The sequence below is a fragment of the Mycobacterium sp. NGS57 genome, from assembly GCF_059812405.1.
Genome location: NZ_JCALCP010000006.1, coordinates 338,111 through 351,425, shown reverse-complemented (window position 1 = coordinate 351,425; position 13,315 = coordinate 338,111). Strand labels below are relative to the sequence as shown.

General features: G+C 69.3%; 14 protein-coding genes. All 14 read left to right on the top strand.

Going from position 1 to position 13,315, the window contains the following annotated elements; all coding sequences use genetic code 11:
- Entirely contained in the window at window positions 1-1,332 is a 1,332-nt protein-coding gene (locus AC5Y43_RS14240) for a homoserine dehydrogenase (protein WP_499973362.1), read from the top strand.
- Window positions 1,333-1,343: 11 nt separating this feature from the next.
- On the top strand, window positions 1,344-2,414 hold the full coding sequence (gene thrC, locus AC5Y43_RS14235) for a threonine synthase (RefSeq protein WP_499973445.1): 1,071 nt from the start codon (window positions 1,344-1,346) through the stop codon (window positions 2,412-2,414).
- Window positions 2,415-2,419: 5 nt separating this feature from the next.
- Entirely contained in the window at window positions 2,420-3,355 is a 936-nt protein-coding gene (gene thrB / locus AC5Y43_RS14230; RefSeq protein ID WP_499973444.1) for a homoserine kinase, read from the top strand.
- 407 nt (window positions 3,356-3,762) lie between these two features.
- A complete protein-coding gene (gene rho / locus AC5Y43_RS14225; RefSeq protein WP_499973441.1) occupies window positions 3,763-5,418 on the top strand; it encodes a transcription termination factor Rho in 1,656 nt (551 codons plus the stop codon).
- 108 nt (window positions 5,419-5,526) lie between these two features.
- On the top strand, window positions 5,527-5,763 hold the full coding sequence (gene rpmE / locus AC5Y43_RS14220) for a 50S ribosomal protein L31 (protein WP_499973439.1): 237 nt from the start codon (window positions 5,527-5,529) through the stop codon (window positions 5,761-5,763).
- A 75-nt stretch (window positions 5,764-5,838) separates the two neighbouring features.
- Window positions 5,839-6,903, top strand: a complete 1,065-nt coding sequence (prfA, locus tag AC5Y43_RS14215; RefSeq protein WP_499973360.1) for a peptide chain release factor 1 — start codon at window positions 5,839-5,841, stop codon at window positions 6,901-6,903.
- Window positions 6,900-7,742 (top strand): peptide chain release factor N(5)-glutamine methyltransferase, encoded by an 843-nt coding sequence (prmC, locus tag AC5Y43_RS14210; protein ID WP_499973358.1) that lies wholly within the window; start codon window positions 6,900-6,902, stop codon window positions 7,740-7,742. The genes prfA and prmC overlap by 4 nt, the downstream gene beginning before the upstream one ends.
- Entirely contained in the window at window positions 7,739-8,392 is a 654-nt protein-coding gene (locus tag AC5Y43_RS14205) for an L-threonylcarbamoyladenylate synthase (RefSeq protein ID WP_499973356.1), read from the top strand. The genes prmC and AC5Y43_RS14205 overlap by 4 nt, the downstream gene beginning before the upstream one ends.
- Window positions 8,393-8,452: 60 nt before the next feature.
- The gene (locus tag AC5Y43_RS14200; RefSeq protein ID WP_499973355.1) at window positions 8,453-9,622 is read left to right on the top strand and encodes a glycosyltransferase family 4 protein; all 1,170 of its coding nucleotides are present in this window, start codon (window positions 8,453-8,455) and stop codon (window positions 9,620-9,622) included.
- A 257-nt stretch (window positions 9,623-9,879) separates the two neighbouring features.
- Complete coding sequence (locus AC5Y43_RS14195; RefSeq protein WP_499973353.1) at window positions 9,880-10,347, top strand: ATP synthase subunit I; 468 nt, start codon at window positions 9,880-9,882, stop codon at window positions 10,345-10,347.
- Window positions 10,340-11,098 carry a F0F1 ATP synthase subunit A gene (gene atpB / locus AC5Y43_RS14190; protein WP_499973351.1) on the top strand — a complete coding sequence of 253 codons (759 nt, stop codon included), beginning with the start codon at window positions 10,340-10,342 and terminating at the stop codon, window positions 11,096-11,098. The genes AC5Y43_RS14195 and atpB overlap by 8 nt, the downstream gene beginning before the upstream one ends.
- Before the next feature lie 75 nt (window positions 11,099-11,173).
- Entirely contained in the window at window positions 11,174-11,419 is a 246-nt protein-coding gene (locus tag AC5Y43_RS14185) for a F0F1 ATP synthase subunit C (protein WP_067113102.1), read from the top strand.
- Window positions 11,420-11,428: 9 nt separating this feature from the next.
- The gene (locus AC5Y43_RS14180; protein ID WP_499973350.1) at window positions 11,429-11,947 is read left to right on the top strand and encodes a F0F1 ATP synthase subunit B; all 519 of its coding nucleotides are present in this window, start codon (window positions 11,429-11,431) and stop codon (window positions 11,945-11,947) included.
- Between the two features lie 4 nt (window positions 11,948-11,951).
- Entirely contained in the window at window positions 11,952-13,292 is a 1,341-nt protein-coding gene (locus AC5Y43_RS14175) for a F0F1 ATP synthase subunit B/delta (RefSeq protein ID WP_499973348.1), read from the top strand.
- The last annotated feature ends 23 nt before the right edge of the window (window positions 13,293-13,315 follow it).

The window sequence follows — 13,315 nt, the reverse complement described above, 5'->3', positions numbered from 1 at the left end:
GTGTCCGGTGACGAAAAGCCCGAAAAGACCGTCGGCGTGGCAGTTCTCGGGCTGGGCAACGTCGGTAGCGAAGTCGTCCGCATCATCGAGGACAGCGCCCAGGACCTGGCCGCCCGCGTCGGCGCCCCGGTGGTGCTGCGCGGGGTCGGGGTGCGCCGCGTCGCCGCCGACCGCGGCGTGCCCGTCGAGCTGCTGACCGACGACATCGACGAGCTCGTCGCGCGCGAGGACGTCGACATCGTCGTCGAATTGATGGGCCCGGTGGAGCCCGCCCGCAAGGCCATCCTCGCGGCGCTCGAGCGCGGCAAATCCGTGGTCACCGCCAACAAGGCGTTGCTGTCGACCTCCACCGGAGAGCTGGCGCAGGCGGCCGAAAGCGCCCACGTGGACCTCTATTTCGAGGCGGCGGTGGCCGGGGCGATCCCGGTCATCCGCCCGCTGACCCAGTCGCTGGCCGGCGACACCGTGCTGCGGGTGGCCGGCATCGTCAACGGGACCACCAACTACATCCTGTCCGCGATGGACAGCACCGGCGCCGACTACGACAGCGCCCTGGCCGACGCCAGCGCGCTGGGCTACGCCGAGGCCGACCCCACCGCCGACGTCGAGGGATACGACGCCGCGGCCAAGGCGGCCATCCTGGCGTCCATCGCCTTTCACACCCGGGTGCACGCCGACGACGTCTACCGGGAGGGCATCACCAAGATCACCCCGGAGGATTTCGCCTCCGCGCAATCCCTGGGCTGCACCATCAAGCTGCTGTCCATCTGCGAGCGCATCAACACCGGTGAGGGCCAACGGGTTTCGGCCCGCGTCTACCCGGCTCTGGTGCCCCTGACGCACCCGCTGGCCACGGTCAACGGCGCGTTCAACGCGGTGGTCGTCGAGGCCGCGGCCTCGGGACGGCTGATGTTCTACGGGCAGGGTGCCGGCGGGGCGCCCACCGCGTCGGCGGTCACCGGCGACCTCGTCATGGCCGCCCGAAACCGGGTCCTGGGCAGCCGCGGGCCGAGGGAGTCCCGGTACGCCAAACTTCCCATCGCGCCCATGGGTCTCATCCCCACCCGCTACTACGTCAGCATGAACGTCGCCGACGAGCCCGGCGTCTTGTCCTCGGTGGCCTCGGAATTCGCCAAGCGCGAGGTGAGCATCGCCGAGGTCCGCCAGGAGGGCGTGGTCGACGAGGGCGGCAGGCGGGTGGGGGCCCGCGTCGTGGTCGTCACCCACACCGCCACCGACGCCGCGCTGTCCGAAACCGTGGACGCGCTCGCCGATTTGGACGTCGTGCAGAGCGTGACCAGCGTGCTCCGACTGGAAGGAAACGGCCTGTGAGCGCCCCCCGGATAACGGCCACCCACCAACCCTGGCCGGGAATCATCGCGGCCTACCGCGACCGGTTGCCGGTCGGCGACGACTGGACCCCCGTCACCCTGCTCGAGGGCGGCACCCCGCTGATCGCCGCGACCCGACTCTCGGAAAAGACCGGCTGCACGGTGCATCTCAAGGTCGAGGGCCTCAACCCGACCGGCTCCTTCAAGGACCGGGGCATGACGATGGCCGTCAGCGACGCGCTGGCCCGCGGCCAGCAGGCCGTGCTGTGCGCGTCGACGGGTAACACCTCGGCCTCGGCGGCGGCCTACGCTGCGCGGGCCGGCATCACCTGCGCGGTGCTCATCCCGCAGGGCAAGATCGCGATGGGCAAGCTGGCGCAGGCGGTCATGCACGGCGCCAAGATCATTCAGATCGACGGTAACTTCGACGACTGCCTGGAACTGGCCCGCAAGATGGCCGCCGACTTCCCGACAATCTCGCTGGTGAACTCGGTCAACCCGGTGCGCATCGAGGGCCAGAAGACGGCGGCGTTCGAGATCGTCGACGCGCTGGGCGCCGCGCCCGACGTGCACGCCCTGCCCGTCGGCAACGCCGGCAACATCACTGCGTACTGGAAGGGCTACACCGAGTACCACCACGAGGGCGTGATCGACAAGCTGCCCCGCATGCTGGGCGCCCAGGCCGCCGGCGCGGCGCCGTTGGTGCTCGGCGAACCGGTCAGCCACCCCGAGACCATCGCCACGGCGATCCGCATCGGCGCGCCCGCGTCGTGGGCGGCGGCCGTCGCCGCCCAGCAGCAATCCGACGGGCGCTTCCTCGCCGTCACCGATGCCGAGATCCTCGCCGCCTACCACCTGGTGGCCGCCTCCGAGGGCGTCTTCGTCGAGCCCGCGTCCGCGGCCAGCATCGCGGGCCTGGTCAAGGCCGTCGACGACGGCTGGGTGGCGCGCGGCTCGACGGTGGTCTGCACGGTGACCGGCAACGGCCTCAAGGACCCCGACACCGCGCTCAAGGACATGCCGGTGGTGTCCGCGCTGCCGGTCGACCCCGTGCTCGTCGTGGAACAGTTGGGGCTGGCCTGACCATGATGCTGCCCGCCGGGCTGGTGGCCAGCGCCGTCGTGTCGGCGTCCAGCGCCAACCTCGGCCCCGGCTTCGACAGCCTCGGCCTGGCGCTGAGCCTGTGCGACGAGATCGTTGTGGAGACAACCGATTCCGGTTTGAGCGTGCTGGTCGAGGGCGAGGGCGCCGACCACGTCCCGCGGGACGCCGAACACCTGGTGGTGCGCGCCGTGCAGCGCGGGTTGGACGCCGCGGGGGTCAAAGCGCCCGGCCTGGTCGTGCGCTGCCACAACGCCATCCCGCACTCGCGCGGCCTGGGCTCCTCGGCCGCGGCCGTCGTCGGCGGCCTGGCGGCGGTGAACGGCCTTGTCGCACAAGCGGACTCGACCCAGCTGAGCGTCCAGCGGCTGATCCAGCTGTCCTCGGAATTCGAGGGCCACCCCGACAACGCCGCCGCCGCCGTGCTGGGTGGCGCGGTGGTGTCGTGGATCGAGCGCACCGGCGAGGGGCCCAGCTACCGGGCCGTGCCGCTGCAGCTGCACCCCGACATCCGGCTGTTCTGCGCGATCCCCGAGGAGCGCTCGTCGACCGCCGAGACCCGGGTGCTGCTGCCCGCGCAGGTCAGCCACGACGACGCCCGGTTCAACGTCAGCCGGGCCGCGCTGCTGGTGGTGGCCCTCACCGAGCGTCCGGACCTGCTGATGGACGCCACCGAAGACCTGCTGCACCAGCCCCAGCGGGCCCCGGCGATGCCCGCCTCGGCGGAATATCTGCGGCTGCTGCGGCGTCATAACGTGTCAGCGACGCTATCCGGGGCGGGACCCTCACTCATCGCACTCAGCACGCAGCCCGACCTGCCCGCCGAAGCGCTGGAGTACGGGGCGGCCAACGGATTCACCATCACCAACATGGCCGCCGGCGAAGGCGTGCGGTGGGGCCCGGGGGTCGCAGTCGCCGGGTGAACCGCCGGGGTGAAAATGCCGGTTGACGAGGCGCGGCGACGGGGTTTGCTTGCTTCCGCCCCGGATGCAGGTTATCCTCGGACCCGTCCAGCAATCGCAGCATCTAACACTGCCTTGCCGCTAGGACAACACCAATTCTTCTCGTGAACGAGGTTCGCCGTTTCCCTCCGCCGATCTGGCGATCACCGTTGCAGAGTCGATGATTGGGCGCACTCGGCAATTTGGCTGAATGCAACGAACCCCCTATGACCTGATCAGCAGGGGAAGAAAGGAACTCCGTGACCGATACGGACCTCGTCACGGCTGGCGAGAGCACCGACAGCAATCAGGTGCCCAGCCCCGTGACCACAGACACCGCCGACACAGCCGACGTCAAACCCGCTACCGGGACCGGCTCCCTGTCCGCCATGGTGCTGCCCGAGCTGCGCGCGCTGGCCAACCAAGTCGGCGTCAAGGGCACGTCGGGCATGCGCAAGAACGAACTCATCGCCGCGATCAAGGAAATCCGGGGACGGTCCAACGGGTCGCCCGCCGAAGACACCGGCAAGAGCGACAAAACCGAAGCGCCCGCCGACAAGCCGCAGGGCGACCAGAACGGCGCCGACAAAACCGACGCGCCGCGCCGCGAACGCCGCGGTGCCGCCCGCGAGGCGGGATCGCCCGACAAGCAGGCGCAGGACAGGCCCGATAAAGGCGCCAACAACGCCGACACCGACAAACGCCAAGAGCGCCAACGGGACACCAAGACCGACGAGGGTGGCGAGCAGCAGAACTCGGGCGGTCAACAGCGTGGCTCCAATCAGCAGGACGACGACGGCGAGGGCCGCCAGGGCCGGCGGGGAAGGCGGTTCCGCGACCGCCGCCGCCGCGGCGAACGCTCGGGTGACGGCGCCGACGCCGAACTGCGCGAGGACGACGTGGTCCAGCCGGTCGCCGGAATCCTCGACGTCCTCGACAATTACGCGTTCGTGCGCACCTCCGGCTACCTCGCCGGCCCGCACGACGTGTACGTGTCGATGAACATGGTCCGCAAGAACGGCCTGCGCCGCGGCGACGCGGTGACCGGCGCGGTCCGGGTGCCCCGCGATGGCGAGCAGCCCAACCAGCGGCAGAAGTTCAACCCGCTGGTGCGCCTGGACAGCGTCAACGGCGGCTCGGTCGAGGACGCCAGGAAGCGCCCCGAGTTCGGCAAGCTGACGCCGCTGTACCCCAACCAGCGGTTGCGCCTGGAAACCACCTCCGAGCGGCTGACCACGCGGGTCATCGACCTGATCATGCCGATCGGCAAGGGCCAGCGCGCGTTGATCGTCTCGCCGCCCAAGGCCGGCAAGACGACCATCCTGCAGGACATCGCCAACGCGATCACCAAGAACAACCCCGAATGCCACCTCATGGTCGTCCTCGTCGACGAGCGGCCCGAGGAGGTCACCGACATGACCCGCTCGGTCAAGGGCGAGGTCATCGCCTCGACGTTCGACCGGCCGCCGTCGGACCACACCTCGGTCGCCGAGCTGGCCATCGAACGCGCCAAGCGGCTCGTCGAGCAGGGGCAGGACGTCGTGGTGCTGCTCGACTCGATCACCCGTCTGGGCCGCGCCTACAACAACGCCTCGCCCGCGTCGGGCCGGATCCTGTCCGGTGGTGTCGACTCCACCGCCCTGTATCCGCCGAAGCGCTTCCTCGGCGCCGCGCGCAACATCGAGGAAGGCGGGTCGCTGACCATCATCGCCACCGCGATGGTCGAGACCGGCTCCACCGGTGACACGGTCATCTTCGAGGAGTTCAAGGGCACCGGTAACGCCGAGCTCAAGCTGGACCGCAAGATCGCCGAGCGCCGGGTGTTCCCCGCCGTCGACGTGAACCCGTCCGGCACCCGCAAGGACGAGCTGCTGCTGTCGCCCGACGAGTTCGGCATCGTGCACAAGTTGCGCCGCGTGCTGTCGGGTCTGGACCCCCACCAGGCCATCGACCTGCTGATGAGCCAGCTGCGCAAGACCAAGAACAACTACGAGTTCCTGGTGCAGGTCTCCAAGACCACGCCCGGCTCGATGGACGACGACTGACCCTCCCGGGAATGCACAACGGCATCCCGGCGTTTTGGGCTGGTGTGGGTTGACCTGGCATAATCGACGGGTTCACGCCCGCGGCGGCACACGATCGATGAGGACATGATGAAAGCTGACATTCACCCCGCCTACGAGGAGACGACCGTGCTCTGCGGCTGCGGCAACACCTTCACCACCCGCAGCACCAAGCCGGGCGGCCGGATCACGGTCGAGGTCTGCTCGCAGTGCCACCCCTTCTACACCGGCAAGCAGAAGATCCTCGACAGCGGCGGCCGCGTGGCCCGCTTCGAGAAGCGCTACGGCAAGCGCAAGGCCGCCGAGAGCACCGACGCCGACAAATAGCTGGATCGCCGACGCCCGAACTGTGCGCGAAGCCGCGCAGGCCGGGCGTCGGTTCGTGTTCGGGGAGGTGACCAGATGACGCAGACCATCGACGTGCTGCTCGCCGAGCACGCCGAACTCGAGCGGCGCCTGGCCGACCCCGAGTTGCATAGCAAACCCGACGAGGCCCGCAAGGCCGGACGCCGGTTCGCCAGGCTGGCCCCGATCGTCGCCACCCACCGCAAGCTGACCGCCGCGCGCGACGACCTGCAGACCGCCCGCGAGCTGGTCGCCGACGACGCGTCGTTCGCCGACGAGGTGACCGAACTGGAAGCGCGGGTGGCCGAATTGGACACCCAGCTCACCGACATGCTCGCGCCGCGCGACCCGCACGATGCCGACGACATCGTGCTCGAGGTCAAATCCGGTGAGGGGGGCGAGGAATCGGCGTTGTTCGCCGCCGACCTGGCCCGCATGTACATCCGCTACGCCGAGCGGCACGGCTGGACGGTCACGGTGCTGGACGAGACCAACTCGGACCTGGGCGGCTACAAAGACGCCACGCTCGCCATCGCGAGCAAGGGGGACAGCGCCGACGGGGTGTGGTCGCGGATGAAGTTCGAGGGCGGCGTGCACCGGGTGCAGCGGGTCCCGGTCACGGAATCGCAAGGGCGCGTTCACACTTCGGCGGCGGGCGTGCTGGTCTATCCCGAGCCCGAGGAGGTCGGCGAGGTGCAGATCGACGAGTCCGACCTGCGCATCGACGTCTACCGCTCGTCCGGCAAGGGCGGGCAGGGCGTCAACACCACCGACTCCGCGGTGCGCATCACGCACCTGCCCACCGGGATCGTCGTCACCTGTCAGAACGAACGCTCGCAGCTGCAGAACAAGGCCCGCGCCCTGCAGGTGCTGGCCGCGCGCCTGCAGGCCATGGCCGAGGAGCAGGCCCTCGCCGACGCCTCGGCCGACCGGGCCAGCCAGATCCGCACCGTCGACCGCAGCGAACGCATCCGCACCTACAACTTCCCGGAGAACCGGATCACCGATCACCGGATCGGTTTCAAGGCACACAACCTCGATCAGGTCCTCGACGGCGACCTCGACGCGCTGTTCGACGCGCTGGGCGCCGCCGACAAACAGTCGAGGCTGCAACAGGCATGAGCGCCCTGCGGTGCGCGATCGACTCGGCGGCGGCGCAACTGGCCGAAGCCGGAATCGATTCCGCGCGCTACGACGCCGAGGAATTGGCCGCCCACCTGGTGGGCGCCGAGCGCGGCCGGCTGCCCCTGCTGGACGCGCCCGGCGACGACTTCTTCGGGCGCTACCGCGACGTCGTGGCCGCCCGCTCGCGCCGCGTGCCGCTGCAGCACCTCACCGGGACCGCGGCGTTCGGGCCGGTGACCCTGCGCGTCGGTCCGGGTGTCTTCATCCCGCGCCCCGAGACCGAGGCCATCCTGGCGTGGGCCACGGCGCAGCCGCTCGGGCCCAGACCCGTCGTCGTCGACCTGTGCACCGGATCGGGCGCGCTGGCCATGGCCCTGGCCCGGCACCGCCCGGCCGCGCGGGTAGTCGGCGTCGACGACTCCGACGAGGCGCTGGCCTACGCGCGCCGCAACGCGGAGGGCACCGCGGTGGAACTGCTGCGCGCCGACGTCAGCGAGCCGGGACTGCTTCCCGACCTGGACGGCCACGCCGACCTGGTGGTCGCCAACCCGCCCTATGTTCCCGGCGGCAGCGTCGTGGAAGCCGAAGTGGCCCAACACGATCCGCCGCACGCGGTGTTCGGCGGGCCCGACGGCATGGCGGTGATCGTGGCGGTCGTCCGCCTCGCCGGGCGCTGGCTGCGCCCGGGCGGCCTGTTCGCCGTCGAGCACGACGACACCACCTCGCGCCAGACCGTCGAATTGATCAAGGACACAGGGCTTTTCGACGACATCAACCCCCGCCACGACCTGGCCGGACGGCCGCGATTCGTGACCGCCCAACGGGGGCGCGCATGACAACGGTGTTCGACTGCGCCGACCCCGACCAGCGCGCGGTCGGGATTTCCTCGGCGGTGGGTGCGCTCAAGGGCGGCCGGCTGGTCGTGCTGCCGACCGACACCGTCTACGGCATCGGCGCCGACGCCTTCGACAGCACCGCGGTCGCCGCGCTCCTGGCCGCCAAGGGACGGGGCCGCGACATGCCGGTGGGCGTGCTGGTCGGCTCCTGGCACACCATCGAGGGCCTGGTCTACACGATGCCCGACGGGGCCCGCGACCTGATCCGCGCGTTCTGGCCGGGCGCGCTGAGCCTGGTGGTGACGCAGGCGCCGTCGTTGCAGTGGGACCTCGGCGACGCCCGCGGCACCGTCATGCTGCGGATGCCGTTGCACCCGGTCGCCATCGAGTTGCTGCGCGAGGTGGGGCCCATGGCGGTGTCCAGCGCCAACGTCTCCGGCCGCCCGCCCGCGGTCGACGCCACCGAGGCCCGCGGCCAGCTCGGCGACCTCGTCGACGTCTACCTCGACGCCGGCCCCGCCCAACAACAGGCCGCCTCCACGATCGTCGACCTGACCGCCGGCACCCCGCGCATCCTGCGGGCGGGCCCGGTGAGCGCCGAGCGCATCGCCGAGGTCCTCGGCGTCGACCCCGGCAGCCTCATCGCCTGAGCGCGCGTGCGGTCCCAGCTCCATGGGTGCCGGGCCTCAGGGTGGTGAAGTACGGTCTCGATGGTGTCCTGCCTCCTCGCCCTGGCCGGCCGTGGTACCGGCGTCCCGCTGCGCGAGCTCGCGCTCGTCGGGCTGACGGCGGCGATCGTCACCTACTTCGCGACCGGGCCGGTGCGCCTGCTGGCCACCCGGCTGGGCGCGGTCGCCTACCCCCGCGAACGCGACGTGCACGTGACGCCCACCCCGCGGATGGGCGGGCTGGCGATGTTTTTGGGCGTGCTGTCCGCCGTCTTCCTGGCATGGCAACTTCCCGCGCTCACCCGCGGGTTCGTCTACTCCACCGGCATGCCGGCGGTCCTGGTGGCCGGCGCGGTGATCGTGGGCATCGGCCTGATCGACGACCGCTGGGGCCTGGACGCCCTGACGAAGTTCGCGGGCCAGATCACCGCGGCCAGCGTGCTCGTGACCATGGGTGTGGCGTGGAGCGTCCTGTACATCCCGCTGGGCGGCGTCGGCACCATCGTGCTCGACCAGGCGTCGTCGATCCTGCTCACGCTGGCGCTGACCGTGTCGATCGTCAACGCGATGAACTTCGTCGATGGGCTCGACGGGCTGGCCGCCGGGCTGGGGCTCATCACCGCGATGGCGATCTGCATGTTCTCGGTCGGCCTGCTGCGCGACCACGGCGGTGACGTGTTGTTCTACCCGCCCGCGGTCATCTCCGTCGTGCTGGCGGGGGCGTGCCTGGGGTTCCTGCCGCACAACTTCCACCGCGCCAAGATCTTCATGGGCGACTCCGGCTCGATGCTGATCGGCCTGATGCTGGCGGCGGCTTCCACGACGGCGGCCGGGCCCGTTTCGCAGAACGCCTACGGCGCCCGCGACGTGTTTGCTTTGCTCTCGCCGTTCCTGCTGGTGGCGGCGGTCATGTTCGTGCCGATGCTCGACCTGCTGCTGGCGATCGTGCGCCGCACCCGCGCCGGCCGCAGCGCGTTCAGCCCGGACAAGATGCACCTGCACCACCGGTTGCTGCAGATCGGTCATTCGCACCGCCGGGTGGTGCTGTTGATTTACCTGTGGGTGGGCATCGTCGCGTTCGGCGCCGCCAGCACCATCTTCTTCAACCCGAGCGACACCGCCGCGGTGATGCTGGGCGCGATCGTGGTCGCCGGCGTGGCGACGGCCATCCCGCTGATGCGCCGCCGCGACGACGACTACGACGTGGATTAGACGGGACCCGCCCACCCCTACGACAGGCGGTAGTAGTGATGCCGTCGCTGTGGTACGGTGCTGGTAGAACCCCAAAACAAGACCTCGAGGGTGGCCGGGAAACCGGCCCGCCGGAAGCTCGTCCGGCCGCGTCGAATCGGGACCGACGCGGCGGGCTACCCCTCGGGTGATGCCACTGTGACGTGCGATACGCTCGGCGAGCCACCGATCGGTCGGTCTGGGGTTCCCGCACAACTATCTGGGATTGAGGTGCTGCAGTGACGACACCAGCGCAGGACGCGCCGTTGGTGTTTCCCTCTGTTGCGTTCCGTCCCGTTCGGCTGTTCGCCATCAGCGTCGGCATCACCGCGGCGGCCATGCTCGCCGCCGGGTTGGCCGGTCACCTCATGGTCGGCGTGTTCTTCGGCGTCGGGCTGCTGCTGGGTTTGCTCAACGCCGTTCTCGTGCAACGCTCCGTCGCGTCGATCACCGCCAAAGAGCACCCGATGAAGAGCTCGATGGCTCTCAACTCGGCGACCCGGCTGGCGATCATCACCGTGATCGGGCTGATCATCGCCTACGTTTTCCGGCCCCCGGGACTGGGCGTGGTCTTCGGCCTGGCCGTCTTCCAGTTGCTGCTGGTCGTGTCGACCGCGCTGCCGGTCTGGAAGAAGCTGCGCACGGGCGAGCCGGCCGAAGCCCAGGGGCCGGCAGGGGCGGACGGAAGGAACACCAGCGATGACTGACGTGACGATCCTGGCCGAGTCCCAAATCGAGGTCGGTGAGCACACCACCGCGAAGTGGCTTGGTTTGACCGTCAACACCGACACCGTGCTGGCGACGGCGATCGCCGCGGTGATCGTGATCGGCCTGGCGTTCTTCCTGCGCGCCAAGATCACCTCGAGCGGCGTCCCCAGCGGGGTCCAATTGTTCTGGGAGGCGCTCACCATCCAGATGCGCAACCAGATCGAGGCCGCCATCGGGATGCGCATCGCGCCGTTCGTGCTGCCCCTGGCCGTCACGATCTTCGTGTTCATCCTGATCTCCAACTGGCTGTCGGTGCTGCCGCTGCAGTACACCGACAAATCCGGTCACACCAGCGAGTTGCTCAAGTCGGCGGCCGCGGACATCAATTACGTTCTGGCGCTGGCCCTTTTCGTTTTCGTCTGTTACCACGTGGCCGGCATCTGGCGGCGCGGCATCGTCGGGCACCCGATCAAGGTGCTCAAGGGGCACGTCGCATTTCTCGCGCCGATCAACCTCGTCGAGGAATTGGCGAAGCCGATCTCGTTGTCGCTCCGACTCTTCGGCAACATCTTCGCCGGCGGCATCCTGGTGGCGCTGATCGCGCTCTTCCCGCCGTACATCATGTGGGCGCCCAACGCGATCTGGAAGTCGTTCGATTTGTTCGTCGGGGCGATCCAGGCCTTCATCTTCTCGATCCTGACGATCTTGTACTTCAGCCAGGCCATGGAGCTGGAGGAACACCATGACTAGGAATGGCTAGGACTCGAGCCCGGTAGACCGCTACCAGATAAGCCAGCAGATAAAGCTGAATAAAGGAGGAAGAGAATGGACCCCACTATCGCTGCCGGTGCCCTCATCGGCGGGGGACTGATCATGGGCGGCGGCGCGATCGGCGCCGGCATCGGTGACGGTGTGGCTGGTAACGCGCTGGTTGCGGGCATCGCCCGGCAGCCCGAGGCGCAGGGCCGCTTGTTCACGCCGTTCTTCATCACCGTCGGTCTGGTCGAGGCGGCGTACTTCATCAACCTGGCGTTCATGGCGTTGTTCGTCTTCGCCACCCCCGTCACGTAGTTCGCTGTGATGGGTGACCCGAACCCCATTGTGCTGGCGGCCGGCCAGGTCGTAGCAGAGGGAGGCAAGGGGGGCAGCAACTTCCTTGTCCCCAACGGCACGTTCTTCTTCGTGCTGGCCATCTTCCTGATCGTGCTCGCCGTCATCGGCACCTTCGTGGTGCCGCCGATCATGAAGGTGCTGCGCGAACGCGATGCCATGGTCGCCAAAACCGCGGCCGACAACAAGAAGTCGGCCGAGCAGTTCGAGGCCGCCGAGGCCGACTACGAAGAGGCCATGAAGGAAGCGCGCATGCAGGCGTCGTCCTTCCGGGACGGCGCCCGGGCCGAAGGCCGCAAGGTCGTCGAGGACGCGCGTGCCCGTGCCGAGCAAGAGGTGATGTCGACGTTGCAGTTGGCCGCCGAGCAATTGAAACGGGAGAGGGACGCCGTGGAACTCGATCTGCGCGCCAACGTCGGCACCATGTCGTCGACGCTGGCCAGCCGGATCCTCGGCGTCGACGTCACCACCTCCGCTGCGACAAGGTAAGGGCATGTCGACTTTCATCGGGCAGTTGTGCGGGTTCGCGGTCATCGTGTTCCTGGTGGTGCGCTACGTCGTGCCGCCGGTGCGCAGGATGATGACCGCCCGGCAGGAGTTGGTGCGCCAGCAGTTGGCCGATTCGGCCGCGGCGGCCGACCGGCTGTCCGAGTCGACGACCGCCCACAGCAAGGCCGTCGAGGCCGCCAAGGAAGAGGCGGAGGTAGTCGTCGAAGAGGCCCGTTCCGACGCCGTACGCATCACCGAGCAGTTCCAGGCCCAGTCCGAGGTGGAGGCCGAACGCATCAAGGCGCAGGGCCTGCGCCAAAGCGAGCTGCTGCGGTCACAGCTGACCCGCCAGCTGCGCCTGGAGCTGGGCTACGAATCCGTGCGCCAGGCAAAGGATTTGGTGCGCGACTACGTCGCCGACCCGGTCCAGCAAGCGGCCACCGTGGATCGGTTCCTGGACGACCTGGAAGCCATGGCGCCGGCCCCCGCCGACGTCGAGTACCCGCTCATGACGAAGATGCGCTCGGCCAGCCGGCTGGCGGTGGGCAACCTGTCGGACCGGTTCGGCACCGTCGCCAAGGACCTCGACAACAAGGCGCTGTCCACGCTGTCCGGTGAGCTGGTGGCGGTCGCCAAGATGCTCGACGGCGAACTCGTCGTCACCCGCTACCTCACCGTGCCGGCCGAGGACGCGACCCCGCGGATCCGGCTGATCGAGCGGCTGGTCTCCGGCAAGGTCAGCGACGCCACGGTCGAGGTCCTGCGGGCGGCCGTTTCCGAACGCTGGTCGGCCAACTCCGATCTGATCGACGCCCTCGAGCACATCTCGCGGCAGGCGTTGCTCGAGGTCGCCGAACGCGAGGACCGGGTCGACGAGGTGGAAGACCAGCTGTTCAGGTTTTCCCGCATCCTCGACGAACAGCCGCGACTCGGCATCCTGCTGGGCGAGTACCGCACCCCCGCCGAAGGCCGAATTGGCTTGCTGCGCAAGGTGCTCGACAACGCCAGCGGGCGGATCAACCCCGTCACGAAGGCGTTGCTGAGCCAGACCGTCGAGCTGCTGCGGGGGGAGTCGGCCGAGGAGGCCATGAGATTTTTGGCCGAGGTCGCGGTCGCGCGCCACGGCGAAATCGTCGCCGCCGTCAGCGCGGCGGCCGAACTCAGCGACGCGCAGCGCACCCGCCTCACCGAGGTGCTCAGCCGCATCTACGGGCACCCGGTGACCCTGCAGGTGCAGATCGACGACGGCCTGCTGGGCGGGCTGCTCATCGCCGTGGCCGACGAGGTGATCGACGGGACGCTCTCGTCCCGGCTCGCCGCGGCCGAAGCCCAGTTGCCCGACTAGACGCGAACTAAACCAGAATCATC